The following is an 18272-nucleotide window of genomic DNA, read 5'->3' on the forward strand; positions in this document are numbered from 1 at the left end:
TTTCAGGCTTTCTACGAAATAATCAATACGTCTCTCAATTACTAGGCGTTTCCCAAACCATATCATACCAAAGTTCACCTGCATAGGTAGATTGAGACAGGCCCTCATTGATAAAACCATGCTTTTCATAATATCCGACTAAATAATCATGACAAGTTAAGTTGATTCCCAAGCGCTGGTCTCGAATAGCAATCTCTTTCATTGCATCCAACAAGCTACGACCTAGTCCCATATTTTGCGCATTTTTAGAAATCGATAAACTGGTCAACGAAATATAATGATTCGGTAAATGACTATAATCTTTTACTTCTGAAGTAAAGGATTGATCTACTAGATGGCGTTCTGGACGAACAGGTCCCTCTAGGTAGCCTAACATCTGACCGCCTCGTTCAGCGACTAAGAAACTTGTTGTTAATTTTTGAATATGAATTTCTAAAATCTCTCGACTTAAGGCTTCCTCTGGTCCAAAATTCTCCAACTCAATAGCCGTAATAGCATCCAAATCTGCTAAATTTGCTTGTCTAATCTTCATTTTTACTCCTTAAAATACGGATTATCCCAAATCATATCATACCAAACGACTCCAGCATGAACGGAATCTGAAATTCCTTCATTCTTAAAATTATTCATTTCATAATAGGAAATCAAATAATCATGACAAGTTAGATTGATCCCTTGTCGATTTTGAACGACTGCTTTTTCTTTTAAAGCTGCAAGTAGCAGAGTTCCAATTCCCTGTCCTTTAAAATCCGGATGAACAGACAAACTTTGAATAGCAATGAAACCACCCGAATCTGGATTTTCTGCCACTTTTTCAAACAACTCATCTGTTAAATGACGTGAAAAAACGGCTGACCCGACAATATAGCCAGCTATTTTTTCATTTAATTCTGCTATTAAGCATGTATTTGGAACATGTGCAATCCATTTTTGAATAGTTTCTGCACCAACTGCTGTTGTGGAAAAATTCACCTGTTCGATAGCCTTGATTGTTTCCAAATCTTCCAAAATAGCTTCTCGAAGAGTGACTTGAGGAGTTAGATTACTGGACATTGCTTGTCAAATTGGATAATAAGCGTTCAAAAGAATATTCATAGGTTTGAATATCACCAGCCCCCATGAAAACGTAAACTGCATTTGGATGTTCTAGTAAGGGAGAAACATTGTCAACGGTAATGATGTCTGCTTTTTTCACGATCTTCGCTGCCAAATCTTCTACTTTGACATCTCCATGATCCACTTCACGTGCAGAACCATAAATCTGTGCTAAATACACTGCATCTGCTTGATTCAAAGCTTCTGCAAATTCGTCCAAAAGTGCAATAGTCCTAGTAAAGGTATGGGGTTGGAAAATTGCAACGATTTCTTTGCTTGGATATTTCTGGCGAGCTGCATCTAAAGTTGCAATGATTTCAGTAGGGTGATGAGCAAAGTCATCAATAATTGTCGTTCCATTCACCATTTTTTCAGTGAAGCGACGTTTCACACCACCAAAAGTAGCCAAATGCTCTCGAACCAAAGTCAAATCAAATCCAGCTGTATACAATAAACCAATAACAGCTGTTGCATTCATAATATTGTGGCGACCAAAGCTAGGAATCTTGAATTCTCCTAATTCTTTTCCGCGGAAAGAAACTTTAAAGCTGGAACCCGTCGTAGAACGAAGCAGATCATGAGCGACAAAGTCATTTCCTTCCTTAAAACCATAATAATAAATAGGAGCATTGGCTGTAATCCGACGCAACTCCTTGTCTTCACCGTAAACAAACACCCCTTTGCTAACTTGTTTAGCATAATCATTAAATGCATTGAAAACATCTTCTAAGCTGGTAAAATAATCTGGGTGGTCAAAGTCAATATTCGTAATAATCGAATATTCAGGATGATAAGGCATAAAGTGACGCTCATATTCATCTGCTTCAAACGCAAAATATTTCGCATTTGCAGAGCCACGTCCCGTACCGTCACCGATGAGATAACTAGTATCTGTAATATTTGACAAAACGTGTGCTAACATGCCAGTCGTTGATGTCTTTCCATGTGCACCCGCCACCCCCATGCTGACAAAATTACGCATAAAGATTCCAAGAAATTCATGGTAACGCTTATAAGAAATGCCATTTGCATCGGCGTAGGCAATTTCAAGATTATTATCCGGACGGAAAGCATTTCCTGCAATAACTTCTACATCTGCTTGAAGATTTTTTTCGTCAAAAGGCAAGATTTTAATTCCTGCTTGTTCTAAGCCACGTTGAGTGAAATAGTATTTTTCAACATCGCTTCCTTGAACTTGATGTCCCATTTGATGCAGCATCAATGCTAAGGCACTCATTCCAGAGCCCTTAATCCCGATAAAATGATAGGTTTTTGTCATAATTTCTCCTTAAATACAAAGAACATTAAATAGGTGAAATCGCGTTCACACCAAAACGTCTTTACTTTTTGTCAACATTCGATTATTTTTCTTCCAACCGTGTTAAATTTAGCTCTTGCGCTATCCGACGCTCTCTTTGATTTTGCAATTCTTTTTTGTTATAAATTTGACTTGTTTTTAAAAAGTCATAATTATTTTTAGATTTTTTGGGTGATTCCTTCGGCAAAGAGGTATTTACTTTGATATCTGCTAAAATATAATGATCCTGCTTTAAATTTCGACTATATTTTGATAACCCACTACCATTTTCCTTTTGGAAAAATGCTGTTGGTTGATGTGAAATAGCTGTATTAGCAGTATTAACAGCAGGATGGGAGCGTTTTTTAGTTATAAAGTCTGAAGTCAAATAAGCTGCTGAGCGTTTCTTTTTTAAATCCGCTCTGGCTTCTTCTCTAGCCAATTCTGCATAGCTTTTTGGGGCAGGTTTGGCGACTTCAGCAGACGGAATAGCTGAAGTTGCTTGGTAAGCTTTTCCTTCTTTTACCTGACTATCTGCAATTTTCTTTACAATTGGTTCCCATTCTAAATAATTTTTATCAACATAGTCACCATTAATATTGCTGATAAGATCACTTTCATCGTAAAGGTTCATACGCGGCATTTCTGATAACATGATTTCATCATCAGAAATCAACGGAAAAGTTTTTTCTTTCATGAGCACATTTCCTTTCAACACTTCATTATAACCTATTGGTGCTATTTTTCAAGTGTTTCTGTAGAAATTCCTAGAATTTCTCGTATTTCAGCAACGGTTAGGCTGCTACGGGATTCTGTTCCATCTAGGATAGTTGATACGAGATGACGCTTGCTTTCCTGCAACTCTTGAATTTTTTCTTCAATCGTTCCTCGCGTAATCAATCGATACACTTCTACATTTCTTTCTTGACCCATACGGTGAGCTCGACCAATTGCCTGAGACTCTACTGCTGGGTTCCACCAAAGGTCTACTAAGATAACAGTATCAGCACCAGTTAGATTCAAGCCAACACCACCAGCTTTTAAAGAGATTAAAAAGGCGTCTCCTTCCCCATTATTAAAAGCATTTGTCATTTCTTGCCGCTCTTTTGCTGGTGTAGAACCTGTAATTTTAAATGTCTCCATTTTCATCTTTTTCAATTCTTTTTCGATAATGTCTAGCATTCCTCGGAATTGAGAAAAGATTAACACACGGTGGCTTCCTGTCTGAATCTGCTCTAATAGTTCTAGCAGGCTTTCTAGTTTGCCACTCTCTCCATGATAGTCCTCCATAAAGAGCGCAGGAGTATCGCAGATTTGACGTAATCGCATCAAGCCAGATAAGATTTCCATTTTGCTGCGATTAAGTTCTTCATCTGTAGAAGTAAGCACACGCTCCTGCATTTGTTTTAGTTGCGCTAGGTAGATAGCCTTTTGACTATCTGCAAGCTCATTGCGATAAGAAACTTCGATGAGTTCTGGCAATTCTTGCAAGACATCTTCTTTCTTCCGCCGCATGACAAATGGTTTGATAAAACGAGCGACAGTTTCTGCAGGCAGTTTCAAAAAGTTCTTTTTGCTAGGTAATAATCCTGGCAAAACAATTTGAAAAATAGACCATAATTCGCTGAGGTTATTTTCAATCGGTGTTCCAGAAAGAGCAAAAGTATTTTTGACCTCAAAATTTCGTAAATGATGAGCAATCTTGGTTTGCGCATTTTTCATGACCTGTGCTTCATCTAAAAAGAGATAATCAAAGTTCAATTGACTATATTCTTCAACATCTTGACGGAAAGAGGCATAACTTGTAATCATCACCTGATGGCGTTCTGCAATTAAGTTATCTCTTATTGATTTTAAGCCATAGATGACTGCCGCATCAATATCTGGTGCAAACTTTGCAAACTCATCCAGCCAATTGTAAATCAAACTAGATGGCGCCAAAATTAAGACGTTCGTTTCCTTTTTTAGCCTACTACTTAAAAAGGCTATCGTTTGGAGTGTTTTCCCAAGCCCCATATCATCTGCTAAAATACCACCAAACCCGTAACGGTCAAGCATGCTTATCCACTTGACACCAGTTTCTTGGTAATCACGCAAAGTTGCCTCCACTTTTAATGGCGGCAGTGTAAATTCCTCCGGATGCGTCAAATCAAAAGCTAAATGGCGAAACTCTTCTGAAAAGTTCACTTTTTCTTGGTTTTTAAACAATTCAGATAGCTGATAGGCAGCAATCCGCTGCGTCTGGAAAATACCATTTTTTCCTTTTTTAGCTCGTAAATCCTGTAAGGTTTTGCTGACTCTTTTTGTTTCCTCATCAAAAACGAGCACCTTGCCAGATTTATTGATGAAATAATCATTAGTCGAAAAAAGAGCTGCTAAAGCATCATCCACTTCCGCCTGGTCAATACTGGTAAAGTCAAAACCGATATCTAGCAAACCGCCATTTGTCTGAATCGAAATTGTCGGTCTTTCAACTTGGTATAAAGCTGCCAAATTTTCTGATACAATTACCTTTCCCAATCGTTTGAAACGAGGAAGAGTTGATGTGAAGAATGAATAAAGCTCTTGTGGCTGCAGCGGAGGACGCTTGCTTACAAAATTTGCTTCAAAACCAGCAGACAGAGCTTGTTGAAAAACTTTCTGCTCTAACTGAAAATCACTAGCAAATGGTAATTTCTCTAACTCCAAACGACTGGCGACTATACGAGTTCCATAATCAAACTGAATTTTGAGACTGATTTTTTTAGACTCTAACAACTCAAAATTAAATAACGGGGTGAAAGTATGAATCACCAAACTTTCTGGTGCATGAATAGAGCCGATTTTGTGAAATTCTAGTAATCCTGAAGCCAGTTTCGCTTGATCACTTGTATCAAATTGCAGGCGTTTTTTACGATCGGTGTCCACAGGCAATTCTCGCATCACCTGAATCATACGCTTTTGCTGTTCAGTTAATTGGTAAAAATGATTTCCATAAAAAATAAAGTCACCACCGTATAGAATTTTATAATTTTGCTCTGTAATAGTGAGTTCAAAATAATCTGAATTTTCCTCTACTGTAAAATCATAAATTCCTACTTCGGCATGTAAATCTTGGAAAAAAACTTCGTCATAGTCATAAAGACTGTATTCTAAGCGGAAATGCGGCAAATTCATAAGCCGATTCAAGCCTTCCTCAAACAGACTAGATGGAAAATAAAGATGTCTAGCTGCATTTGGAAAAATAAAAGAAGTATCTTGATCTTGCTGATAAGAAACAAGCCCTCGTAAAAACTGAATCACCTCTTGGCTGGCTTCGTCAAAAGCAGCTAATTGCATTTTTTCATAGTAGTGTTTTCCGATTTGATAATAATCGCCTTTTTCAACAATTTTTAAAAAAGCACGAATATCTCGAACAACATAAGAGCGTTCATCGGGTAAACGACTGATACGCAACGTCCACAGAAATTGTCCTGTATAATCATCTTCTTGCCCAACTGCCGATAATTCATATCGAACAGGTATTTCTTCTGTTAGAAGAATTTTATCCAAAAAAAGACTGCCAAAAGAGACCTTTGTTTGTGTTGCCTCAGAAGTTGTCTGTTCTTCTTCCAGATTGGCCAAAACAACTTTTCCTTCGGGGTCATTTTTTAGAAAATATTCTAATCCTGCGAGATGAGCACAATATTTCTTTTTTTGAAAAAAATCACAGGCACAAAAAATGGCTTCGTCGTCCAAGCTATATCGCAGATTGTGATTTTCAACTCGGCTGTAAATCATCCGATCTTTCACTTTAAGAATTTCAATTTTCCCTGCTTCATAAAGAGTCGTCCCTTCTGTCCGAATCTTCCCAGGAATCAATTTTGCCATAAGTACCACCTTTATTTTATCTATTCATTATATCATATTTTCGGCATAAAGAAAAAAGCAAGCTCTTTCTTGCTTTCTTTTAAAAAATATTTTCTTTGAGCTTTTTATAGCATTTAGTGCGTGTTACTAGGAACACTAAAAAGAGCCAAATCTCCAGTAAAGGGAAAGAGAATTTTGTTATCATAAGTCAAATGGTTCCCAACGTTATGGCAGTCAAGAAAAGATGCGTAACTCCTACAAATATCAGACTAAAAAGTGATAACCATTAACGAAAAACAAATGGTTTATGCTGTCTATCATCGTAGTAAATATTCGTATAATCTAAACTTGCAATTCCAATGAGCACTGCCCTAGAAACATTCATCCAATTCATATTTCTTTCTCACATAGGTACATTAAACTAATCACCTTGTGCTTCTCCTATTATTTTTATGCCAGTCCTTGTTTAGCTGGCTCCGCCCTACTTCCGCTTCCTTGCAATTAAGTGAATCGGGGTTCCTTCAAAGACAAAGGCCTTGCGGATTTGATTTTCCAAGAAACGTAGGTAAGAGAAGTGCATAAGCTCTTCTTCATTGACAAAGATGATAAAAGTTGGTGGTTTAGTCGCAACTTGTGTCGCATAGAAGATTTTCAGCCGTTTGCCTTTGTCGGTTGGCGTCGGATTAATTGCGATAGCATCCATAATGACATCATTGAGCACTGCAGACGGTATGCGGGTATTTTGACTTTGACTGATATTTTTAATCATCTCTGGAAGCTTATGCAAACGTTGCTTGGTAAGAGCTGATACAAAGACAATCGGTGCATAAGAAAGATACTGAAATTGATCGCGAATATCTGCTTCCCAATTTTGCATGGTCTTGTTATCTTTTTCCAGCGTATCCCACTTGTTCACAACGATAATGATTCCTTTACCAGCTTCATGAGCAAAACCGGCGATTCGCTTGTCATACTCGCGAATGCCCTCTTCAGCATTGAGCACCATAAGCACCACATCAGATCGGTCAATGGCCCTCATAGCCCGCATGACAGAGTATTTCTCCGTATTTTCATAGACCTTGCCTGACTTGCGCATACCAGCCGTGTCGATCATGGTAAATTCCTGACCTTCACTGTCCGTAAAGACCGTATCAATGGCGTCACGCGTAGTACCAGCAACAGGACTGGCAATAACCCTATCCTCACCCAGGATGGCATTGATCAAGCTAGACTTGCCGACATTAGGACGGCCAATCAGACTAAACTTAATCATATCAGGATTTTCTGCCACTTCTTCATTTGGAAGATTTTCAACGATGGCATCAAGAACATCTCCTGTACCAATCCCGTGGACTGAAGAAACTGGGAATGGATCGCCTAAGCCCAGCGCATAAAAATCAAAAATTTCATTACGCATCTCTGGGTTATCTACTTTATTGACCACTAGAATAATCGGCTTATGGGTCTTGTAGAGCATACGAGCCACGTATTCATCCGCATCTGTAATACCTTCTTTTCCAGACACAACAAAAACGATAACATCTGCCTCATCCATAGCAATCTCTGCTTGGTGCTTGATTTGCTCCATAAAAGGAGCATCCACATCATTAATACCACCTGTATCAATCATGCTAAACTTGCGATTCAGCCATTCAGCCGTCGCGTAAATACGGTCACGAGTGACCCCTTCAACATCCTCAACAATAGAAATCCGTTCCCCGGCAATCCGATTAAAAAGTGTTGATTTGCCAACGTTGGGACGACCGACAATGGCAATGGTTGGTAAAGCCATATTTTCCTCTTTCTTATTTATTCACTAGTCAACTGATCTACATAAAGTAACTTCTCATCTAACAATGAACTATTTCATTCACCGGCGATTTTCTCCTTCCAGACGCACTTCCTCTGCTAAGAATTTTATTCTTTCCATGACCCGACGAGCCTGCCAAGTTTCATCTCCGTTTTTGGATGTAGCAAAATGGCGTTCCAAATCCGCAAAATTAAAATTTGATGTAAAGAAAGTTGGCAAATTTTCCTGCATCCGATGCTGCAAAATAACCTGCAAAATCTCATCTCGCATCCAAGGACTTGATTGCTCCGCACCAATATCATCCAAAATCAAGACTTGTGCTACTTTTACTTCATCAATCTTTTCCTTCACCAAACCGGAAGAAATGGCATTCTTTACATCCAACACAAAACTAGGATAATGAAGCAACGTCGTGGAAACACTGCGTTTGTCCGACAAATCATGTGCCAAGGCAGCCATCATGTAACTTTTACCCACGCCAAAATCACCATAAAGGTAAATCGCTTTTTTATAGTTTGGATAATCCGCTACAAAATTCGTCAGCAACTCAAAAGCCTTGTAACGACCAACATCGTCTAAATCCACTTTTGCCAAACTAGCTTCCTTGAGACTAGCCGGAAGACTAATCAGGTTTAAGCGCGCATTGATAGCTGCTTGCTTCTGTGCTTCAACTAGCTCTGGAGTTTCTTCATAAGAAACGTCAGCATATCCCTCATTTTTCACTAAAATTGGCTTATATCCCTTAGCAATATAAGCCTTATCGCCTAGTAAAAAACGATTTCGCTCAGAAATATACTGATTAAACTTAGAAATGCTTCGTTTGATTTCAGCTGGTGTCATCCCTTCTGACTGGATAAAAGCCGCCACATCTGGATCAGCCATGATTTGCTCGACCAATTTATCATAATCAAATTGCTGCGCACCATTTCTACGTGACATTGCTTGTCCAACACGTTCCATCTAGTCACCTCCTTGATCTAATTTAGCTAACAATTTACGTTTTTGTTTTTCTAATTCTACTTGCTTTTCAGCACTGGTTTCGTTTTTATAATCAGGATTGCTCCAGCTAGGCACATTGCTCTTTGGATCAGAATCTTTCGCTGATTTTTTGCTATGCTGTGTTTGATAACGTTCGCGAATATACACCACAGCCTCTTCAGCTGAGAAGATTTTTTGATAGGAAAAATCATTTGCTACTTTTAAAGCATACTTTTCATTAAGGTTAGCTGAATTTACCTTATTAAAAGTCAATAATAAAATTACATTGATCACTTCATCTAACAAGCCCAAATTTGCCATTTCTGTCAAGCACTGACGCTCTCCGCGTGTAATCGTTGCATGCTTAGCTTTCTTGATTTCTGCCAAAAATTGCAGAGCTGTTTTACTCTTAGCCTCTCGAAGAATCGTTTGCTCTTGAGTTGAAAACAGTTCATTTGAAACTTTTTGCTGTAATTTTTGCTTCATTCGCTTAGTTGAAATCACATGACCGACAGCTGTTTTTTTAGCTAACAAATAAGTCTCATACCAGGTCCAATTTTTTTTCTCTGCAATGGCAAAGAGTACCAGCAAATCTTCTTTTTCATTATCAAAGCGCAAGTTTTCACGTGCCATCAATTGTTTAAAATAGTCCAACTCAAAATGATTCTGTTTTATTTGTGTCCCCACCTTCGTTTCTTCTACTTGAAAAATCTCTGACAGCTTCACATCTTGCTTCTCACCCCTTGGTTGACTAGGTAACAAAGCCTCTACCGCAGCTTCACCAATCTTCTTTTCCAAAAGACGTCTATAAACAGGATTAGCTAAAAAGTCAACAGCAGATAAAGTCGGCTGCAAATAAACTTGAAAATAATTCTCCGCATGATAAAGCTCTATTAACCGCATAGCAGACAAAATTTCTAAACTTTTTTGTAAGGCATTCATTCCCAGATTGAGATGATTCAAAATGTGTCCAAAAGTATAAGATGATTTCCCATTATCCCAAAAAGCGAGCAAATATTGATAAATAGAGGTCGCATCAAACCCTAAAATCGGCAAATACAGACGAATTAAATTTGTACTGTCCTGACTGATCAGATTATTTTTCACAAAAGAAAATTGATCATTGGGTTTCATTTATTGTTCCTTTTTCTTTTTAGCTGTTTTTGTAATCTGCTTCAAGAGGTTTTCCAACTCGCTCACATCTTTAAAACTACGATAGACACTGGCAAAGCGAACATAGGTAATCTCATCTAATTCCGCTAATTCTTTCATTACCAGACCTCCGATAAACTCACTCGCAATCTCATTTTCATTATTGCTACGCACTTTTTGTTCAATTCTGCTAACAATCGCCTCAATCTCATCACTAGAAACAGGACGTTTTTGCGCCGAACGAATGATTCCATTAAAGATCTTATCTCTTGAAAATTGTTCCCGCGTGCCATCTTTTTTAACGACAACGAGCGTCCGTTCTTCTACACGTTCATAAGTTGTAAAACGATATTGACACTCTTCACATTCACGACGACGACGAATTGTATTACCATCTTCAGCCTGCCGACTGTCAATAACACTCGATTTACTACCACCACACTTAGGACAACGCATCTGCTTCCCTCCTGAATTCTTAATACTTCATTATACCATGTTTTAAGAAATAACAAAAGCTAGTAAATTGGTATTCCCATAGTATAGTGAAATTTCAGCTATCTATTTAGAAAACATTCACTCCGAAAAAATGACAATCAAAAAACGAGAAATTTCATTTCAAAACTTCTCGCTTTTGATTGTTAAAATGTCACTTCTACTTCTAATCCAAAATGGTCACTAATCATTGGTGTTGATTTGCCATCAAAGACAACAACAGATTTTTCAATGTTGAAATCTTTACTTGTAAAGATATAATCAATTTTCAGAGCATCCTTATTTCCAGTCCAGCCAGCAATGTCACCTTCAACTGTTGCTGTACCAATGACTGTAGCCGCAACAACATGACTGTCTTGCAGAGCAAGCGGACTTTTTAGAATGTGCCGATAGCCCTCATAACCGACGGGATTGTTAAAATCTCCCATCAATACTAGAGGCATATCGCGCTGCAACAATTCTTTTTCTACTTGTACCCATTCTTCTTGGAAGCCTTTGTCCCACCAAGAAAGATGACAAGAAGCCACTGTTACAAGCCGTCCAGCAACTTCTATTTCCGCCAAAAGTACTTTTCTAGTGTGATAATCCGTTGGATCGTTGGTCTCAGAAACCAACAACTCACTTGCTTTCAATGGATTTAAAGATAAAATAGCAACTCCCTCATGAAACCGATCAAATCCAATATGATTATAAGCCCAAGACCAATGATAAATAAGACCTTTCTCCACCAATCTCTCCACGAGACAATATACAAAATGATCCTTATGAATCGCAATGGCGTCATCTACCGCATGATAAAACGGAGCCTGAACAACCTGTTCAGACTCCATTTCTTGATTGACTTCCTGCAGGCAAATGACATCATATTTTTCTTGAAGAATCCGCTCAGCTAGTTGATCTAACTTTTTTTCTTGCTCATCTTCCATCCAACTATGAGTATTTAAAGTCAGGAATTTTGCCATGATTTCTCTTTTCTATCTACAATTCTACTTTAGCAACAACTGTTTTCGCTGCTACTTTGCCGAATGTTTCAACTGATACAGATTTAATCGCTTGTGCATTTGTGAAGACAACAACTGTTGAAGTTTCACGACCTGCTGCTTTGATAGCTTCTAAATCAGCTGTCACAAGAAGATCACCTGCTGCAACTTTTTGTCCTTCTGCAACATGCACTTCAAATGGTTTACCTTCAAGACTGACTGTATCAAGTCCGATATGAACAAGCACTTCAAGACCATTATCAGTCAAGAGACCGAGAGCGTGCTTTGTAGGGAAAATGCTGCTAACCGTACCTGCTACTGGTGAGTAAATCTTGCCATTTTCAGGTTCAACAGCAAATCCGTCACCCATCATTTTTTGAGAGAAAACTGGATCTTTGACATCTGTAATCGCAATCACTTCACCGTCTGCGACTGTCTCAACTTCTTCTGTCACACCTTTGTAGTTCGCTTCGGCAGCTTGTGAAGCTGTCATTTGGCTCGGAAGGGTTTCGGGAATCACTTCGCCTGAGTCAAGTAAGTCTTGAATGTCAGATTTCAAAACATCCGCTTTTGGTCCATAAATTGCTTGAACACCTTGACCTTTCATCACCAAGCCCATAGCTCCTTCGGCTTTCCATTGCTCTTCTGTACCAACTTTTTCTGCATCTTTAACAGTTACACGAAGACGTGTCATACATGCGTCAACATCAACAATGTTTGCACGTCCACCAAGAAGATTGATAATATTCACAGCTTGAGATGCTTCTGCTACTTTGCCACCAGCTGCGGCAGACGAAGGACTATCTTCTCCATCAGCTGTTTCATAGTTTCCGTTACGTCCTGGAGTTGCGTAGTTAAATTTCTTAATCATGAAGTTGGCAATAAAATACATTCCAACTGCAAAGAGCACTGTTACCCAAACAAAATTAATAATATCCATACCCAAACCAGCATTGATGGCTAGTGGAGTACGAGTCAGAAATTCGATTGAACCAAATGAGTGCATACGCAAGTGAACAATATCTGCCATAGCAAAGGCTAACCCTTGCACAACAGCATACACCAAATAAAGAGGTGTTGCAACAAACATAAACATGTATTCAATTGGTTCTGTAACACCTGTTAAGAAAGTTGCAAGTCCTGTTGCAATCATCATCCCTTTGTATTTATGTTTCTTATCATCATCTACATTTCGATAAATTGCAAAGGCAACCCCCATCAAAATACCAAATGAACCAATCATTTGCCCAACTTTAAAACGAGCTGGAGTAATACTATTTAGAAGATGTTGATATTGGTCAGCGTGTGAACCTTTTAAATTAACAAGGTCTGTTACCCAAGCCAACCATAATGGATCTTGACCAAATACAGTCGTTCCTTTAGCAGCCCCTGTCAACACTTCATATGTCCCACCTAATTGAGTATAGTTGATTGGAATTGTCAACATATGGTGAAGGCCAAATGGTAAAAGAAGACGTTCTAAAGTACCAAACAAGAATGGTGCGAGAATTGGAGCTGTCTTTTGAGAGTTAGCAATCCAAATACCAAAATTGTTGATTCCAGTTTGAACAACTGGCCAAAATACTGCAAGAATCAAAGCCACAATTGTAGAACGCAAAATAACAACGAATGGCACAAACCGTTTACCATTAAAGAATGAAAGCGCATCTGGTAATTTACGGTAATTATAATATTTGTTGTAAGCAGTTGCTCCAACAAAACCGGCAATGATACCAACAAACACCCCCATATTAAGGGCAGGAGCTTCAAGTACACTTACAAAATAATCAGCCACCTTAATGGTTCCACCAAAGACAGTTTTTACAGTAGCTCCTTGTTTTGTAAGAAGGTCTGAAGTTACTCCAAAAAAGACCCCTGTAATACGGTTAATTAAAATAAATGAAAGTCCGGCCGCAAATGCACCACCAGCACGTTCCTTTGCCCAGCTACCTCCAATAGCTAATGCAAACAAAATGTGAAGGTTTCCGATAACTCCCCAACCAATTTGCTCAAGAATACCGCCTGTTGTAACAAGAGCAGCTACGTTTGGATTGATCATTGGAATTGACTTACCAATACTGATCATCAAACCAGCCGCGGGCATTACTGCGATAACGACCATCAGAGCTTTTCCGAATTTTTGCCAAAATTCGAAACTGAATATGTTTTTGAATGTCTCTTTCATCATTCATATCTCCTTATAAAATTTTCCGCAAGCGCTTTCCGCAAACGTTTGCATTTATTTGACTCTTTAATTATATCATATATTTCTATTTTGTAAAGCGTTTTTATATAATATTTTAAAAACTTTCCCTATTTTTTACTTGCAAAGTATAACAGATTAAAAAACATCCCCATTAGAAAAGTGCAGAAAAACGATATTTCCTGCACTTCACGTTTATTCTTGCATAGCATAGCCAACACCACGCACGGTTTTTATGTAACTTTTCTGCCCTGCTATATCAAGTTTACTACGAAGATAACGAATATAGACATCAACAACATTTGTTTCGACTGCTCCTTCGTATTTCCAAACGCGCTCTAACAGCTGTTCACGGCTTAAAGCCTGATGACTGCCCATCAGCGTTGCTAACAAATCATACTCTCTTCTAGTCAAGGAAATTATTTCATTCCCTCGATATACAGTATGATTTTGCACGTCAATGCGAAGATTCCGATAAGATGTTGAAACTTTCATCTGACTACAATGATGATCAATAAAATCACGCCCACGAAAAATAGCAGAAATTTTTTCGACCAAGTCCATCACAATGAAAGGCTCTATCATATAACTAACAGCAAAACGTTGGATTTCCTCAGTATATTTTAAAATAATATCACGATTATCCAATACAATAATGACTGAAGCAGGCTTTATCAAACTTAATTGCTCAGCAAACTCCGTTCCTGTCATATCTTCAAGCATAAAATTCAACAGGAATAAATCGTATTGATTAGCTCTCGCAGATGCTAAAGCATCTTTTCCCGTTTCAAGAAGATCCACTCGATAACCTTCATTTTGCAACTCTAAGCTAATAAATTGTGCTAATTTTTTTTCATTCTCAACTAATAAAATCCGCTTCCCCATAGCTTATCCTATTTTTCATCATACCAAGAATAGTGGTAAATGCCTTCTTTATCCTTGCGTTCATACGTATGTGCGCCAAAGTAATCGCGCTGCGCTTGAATCAAATTGGCTGGCAAGTTTTCTGCACGATAGCTATCAAAATAAGCAATCGCACTAGAGAAAGTTGGTACTGGCACACCCGCCTGAACAGCTAAAGCAACTACATCGCGAACAGCTTGTTGATATTTTGCAGTAACATCCATAAAGTATTCGTCAAGAAGTAGGTTTGCAAGATCTGCATTACGGCCATATGCATCTGTAATTTTTTGCAAGAAACGAGCACGGATGATACATCCAGCACGCCAAATAGAAGCAATTTCACCAAATGGAAGATTCCAAGCCTGCTCTTTAGATGCGACACGCAATTGTGAGAAACCTTGTGCATAAGACATGATTTTCGAGAAGTATAGAGCTTGGCGAATTTTTTCAATTAATTCAGCCTTATCCCCATCAAATTTAATAGCAGTAGGTTTTGGAAGAACTTTGCTAGCTTGAACACGTTCTTCTTTATAAGCAGAAATATAACGTGCAAAAACAGACTCCGTAATAAGTGGAAGTGGAACACCAAAATCAAGAGCTGATTGGCTCGTCCATTTACCCGTTCCTTTATTTCCAGCTGCATCCAAAATGTAATCAACGATTGGTCCATCTTGTCCTTCATCATCTTTACGTGTCAAAATATCAGCAGTGATTTCAATCAGATAGCTATCCAACTCACCCTTATTCCATTCAGTAAAGATTTCAGCCATTTCTGCTGCTGAAAATCCAAGCAAGTGCTGCATTAAATCATAACTTTCTGCAATCAATTGCATATCGCCATACTCAATCCCATTGTGGACCATTTTTACATAATGACCTGCACCATTTGGTCCGATATAAGTTACACATGGTGCCCCATCCTCTGGCGCTTTCGCTGAAATTTCTTCCAATACATCTGCTACCAATTCATAGGCTTCTTTTTGTCCACCAGGCATGATAGATGGACCTTCAAGCGCACCTTTTTCACCACCAGATACACCTGTCCCGATAAAATTGATTCCAGAATTTGCCAATTCTTCTGAACGACGAATAGTATCTTTATAGAACGTATTTCCACCGTCAATCAAGATATCTCCCTTATCAAGAAACGGTAACAATGCCTGAATCGTTGCGTCTGTCCCTGGCCCAGCTTTAACCATGAGCATGATCCGACGTGGTTTTTCAATAGAATTCACAAAACTTTCCACATCGTAACTTGGAACAAAGTTTTTTTCAGGATGAGATGCAATCACATCCTCTGTTTTATTCGCTGATCGGTTGTAAATTGCCACTGTATAGCCACGAGATTCAATATTAAGGGCGAGGTTACGCCCCATAACAGCCATACCAACAACACCAAAATTCGCTTTTGTCATTTTGCACTCCTCTTTTTTGTTTGTCTTATTTTATCATTTTTAAGCAGGAAAAGAAAGGATTTGTTGCTAAAAACCAATGTTAAAGAGGGGTTCACTCTTCATCAAATAAGCCTTGCAAACTGGCGAACGGACTATTCTTCTCTTTTTGCGCTTGTTTACTTTTTTGATACTCTTCTTCAGTCATGACCTGCCAATCATTTCCTGAAGGCATGCAGTCACTCGCTTTCTCCTCGGACGTCAACACTTTAAGTGGAATATGCAATAAAATATTATCTGCCACACTTTCGGCTAGATTGATTACTTCATTTTCAATCGGCAACACCAAATCATCAGCTATCAAATCTTGATCCATTTTCCCACTATGTGCATCAGAGAAAACCTCATTCACCAAGTAGTTTTCTTTTTGATCTACCGGTTCCATGCTACGACTGGACGCTAGTGTAATGGTATAAGACAAATCATAATCTAAAAAGTAAAGGCCATCCTCATACTGCACCTTTCCACTTGCAACAATATCTGCGACATTCAAAATTTCTGGATTGCGCATTTGTAATTCTTGTGTCAAATCAAAATCTTGCTCAAAAGTAAGACCATCTGGATTTTTATGAATTTCTTGAATATGTAACATGATTTCCTCGTTTGTATTTAGATTTCTAGTTTTATTATACCATTTTTGAAAACAGACATAAAGTTCACTTGCAAGTTACTTTACTATACCATTCACTTACTTATACTTTATTACCACTTACAGAAAATGCCTTGAAATCAGGCTCGTTCCTGCTATAATCATTGCAACAAATAAAAAGGAGATTATGATGAAACTCATCTTCAAAAATAAAGTATTCGCTTTTATCAGCTTGTCACGCATGTTCAATATTCTAGGTTCTTCCATTTATAATATTGTTTTTGTTGTTTTTGCTTCTAGTCTGCCACATCCAAAGTTTGCTGTAGGAATTGCAAATTTTATCGTTCTTGTTCCAACATTTTTTACGATATTTATCGGTATGCAAGCGGATAAAACGATTCAGAAAGCTCGCTGGCTCATTCATATGGGGTATGTACAAGCTTTCGTCTTTACTGCGGTAGCTATTTTGACAAAGTCTAGTACCTATATTGCCTTTTCAACCGTTTGTCTCATCAATATCCTTTCAGATACTATCAGCGACTATCGCAGTGGACTACAAATGCCTATTTTGAAAAAGAATATTGCTGATGTAGATATGATGGAAGCTTTTTCTTTCACACAACTCCTCACCTATCTATGCAATCTTGCTGGACAAGCTCTTGGTGTTTGGCTATTAACTGTTAGCAATCAAAACTTCACTCTAGTCGCTCTTATCAATGCCCTGTCTTTCCTACTATCTTCTACAACACTCTATTTTGTCCGTCACCGTTTGACCCACGAAATCGTTCAACATGAACAAGGAAAGACGACTCCGCTAAAGCAGCAATTCAAACAGATGTATCAAAGTTCTAAATTAATTTTTGAGCAAGATAATTCTACTAATTTTTTCAAATTACTATTACAGGTGCTCATCCTTAATGCGCTAGGTGGCTCTATTATGGCTCTTTATAATTTGTATTTATTGGATCATCCTTTATTTGGTCTCTCTTTCAGCCAATCTTTACTAATCTTTGAAACGACGTTTATTTTAGGAGTTATTTCTGCTAGTCTTACCCCCAATGATTATTTTAGCAAATTATCGATCAATAAATTAGCTCTTTGGGCTTCTCTAACAATTCCTATTTTAGGGATTATCAATTTCTATCATTTACCTGTTTTTCTAGGATTACTTGTTATTTTCTTTATGATGTATATTGCTGGGAAGGTCAATCCTAAAATTAACAGCCTGCTTCTCAGCAAACTGCCTTCAGATGTTTTAGCTCAAACTTCTAGTTTTCTTAATTTGCTCTTTTCGTTCTCTATTCCACTAGGAACGATGATTTTTACCAGTCTAGCTATTTGGAATATGAAAATCACCTGGATGGTGTTTACAGGATGCGGTATCATATCTCTCCTACTCTCATTAAGAAAAGATAGGAATAAAGCTAGATTGCTTTCACTTATATTGTAAAACAGCAAAAAAGATCGGGATAGACAGTCATGATTGCAACACAA

15 protein-coding genes are annotated in these 18272 nt (G+C 38.1%); 1 reads left to right on the forward strand and 14 read right to left on the reverse strand.

Annotation, left to right across the window (positions count from 1 at the left end):
- Positions 1-34: 34 nt before the first annotated feature.
- The 14 genes from H8787_RS08705 to H8787_RS08775 form a co-directional block, all read right to left on the reverse strand.
- Positions 35-532, reverse strand: a complete 498-nt coding sequence (locus tag H8787_RS08705) for a GNAT family N-acetyltransferase (RefSeq protein WP_037598793.1) — start codon at positions 530-532, stop codon at positions 35-37.
- A gap of 2 nt (positions 533-534) precedes the next feature.
- Positions 535-1053: a GNAT family N-acetyltransferase gene (locus H8787_RS08710; RefSeq protein WP_187327884.1), complete on the reverse strand. Its 519-nt coding sequence runs from the start codon at positions 1051-1053 to the stop codon at positions 535-537.
- Positions 1043-2374, reverse strand: coding sequence for a UDP-N-acetylmuramate--L-alanine ligase (gene murC, locus H8787_RS08715; protein ID WP_006269441.1), 1332 nt, complete (start codon positions 2372-2374; stop codon positions 1043-1045). The genes H8787_RS08710 and murC overlap by 11 nt, the downstream gene beginning before the upstream one ends.
- An 82-nt stretch (positions 2375-2456) precedes the next feature.
- Complete coding sequence (locus H8787_RS08720) at positions 2457-3089, reverse strand: cystathionine gamma-synthase (RefSeq protein ID WP_187327885.1); 633 nt, start codon at positions 3087-3089, stop codon at positions 2457-2459.
- Positions 3090-3130: 41 nt separating this feature from the next.
- Positions 3131-6241, reverse strand: a complete 3111-nt coding sequence (locus tag H8787_RS08725) for a DEAD/DEAH box helicase (protein WP_187327886.1) — start codon at positions 6239-6241, stop codon at positions 3131-3133.
- 460 nt (positions 6242-6701) lie between these two features.
- On the reverse strand, positions 6702-8012 hold the full coding sequence (gene der, locus H8787_RS08735; RefSeq protein ID WP_049481904.1) for a ribosome biogenesis GTPase Der: 1311 nt from the start codon (positions 8010-8012) through the stop codon (positions 6702-6704).
- A gap of 78 nt (positions 8013-8090) precedes the next feature.
- Positions 8091-8990, reverse strand: a complete 900-nt coding sequence (dnaI, locus tag H8787_RS08740; RefSeq protein ID WP_187327887.1) for a primosomal protein DnaI — start codon at positions 8988-8990, stop codon at positions 8091-8093.
- The gene (locus H8787_RS08745; protein WP_187327888.1) at positions 8991-10142 is read right to left on the reverse strand and encodes a DnaD domain protein; all 1152 of its coding nucleotides are present in this window, start codon (positions 10140-10142) and stop codon (positions 8991-8993) included.
- Positions 10143-10616 (reverse strand): transcriptional regulator NrdR, encoded by a 474-nt coding sequence (nrdR, locus tag H8787_RS08750; RefSeq protein WP_003068126.1) that lies wholly within the window; start codon positions 10614-10616, stop codon positions 10143-10145.
- Positions 10617-10798: 182 nt separating this feature from the next.
- The gene (locus H8787_RS08755; protein WP_003068124.1) at positions 10799-11614 is read right to left on the reverse strand and encodes an endonuclease/exonuclease/phosphatase family protein; all 816 of its coding nucleotides are present in this window, start codon (positions 11612-11614) and stop codon (positions 10799-10801) included.
- Between the two features lie 16 nt (positions 11615-11630).
- Positions 11631-13820: a PTS transporter subunit IIBC gene (locus tag H8787_RS08760; RefSeq protein WP_049481911.1), complete on the reverse strand. Its 2190-nt coding sequence runs from the start codon at positions 13818-13820 to the stop codon at positions 11631-11633.
- 210 nt (positions 13821-14030) lie between these two features.
- Complete coding sequence (locus H8787_RS08765) at positions 14031-14720, reverse strand: DNA-binding response regulator (protein ID WP_003068120.1); 690 nt, start codon at positions 14718-14720, stop codon at positions 14031-14033.
- A gap of 8 nt (positions 14721-14728) precedes the next feature.
- Positions 14729-16153, reverse strand: a complete 1425-nt coding sequence (gene gndA / locus H8787_RS08770; RefSeq protein WP_003071834.1) for an NADP-dependent phosphogluconate dehydrogenase — start codon at positions 16151-16153, stop codon at positions 14729-14731.
- A 91-nt stretch (positions 16154-16244) separates the two neighbouring features.
- A complete protein-coding gene (locus tag H8787_RS08775; protein WP_039677365.1) occupies positions 16245-16781 on the reverse strand; it encodes a YceD family protein in 537 nt (178 codons plus the stop codon).
- A 187-nt stretch (positions 16782-16968) separates the two neighbouring features.
- On the opposite strand from H8787_RS08775, the gene H8787_RS08780 reads away from it, so the two are divergent.
- Positions 16969-18228, forward strand: coding sequence for a transporter (locus H8787_RS08780; RefSeq protein ID WP_187328383.1), 1260 nt, complete (start codon positions 16969-16971; stop codon positions 18226-18228).
- Positions 18229-18272: the final 44 nt, after the last annotated feature.

The organism is Streptococcus sp. NSJ-72 (assembly GCF_014334035.1).
Classification (GTDB): domain Bacteria; phylum Bacillota; class Bacilli; order Lactobacillales; family Streptococcaceae; genus Streptococcus; species Streptococcus constellatus.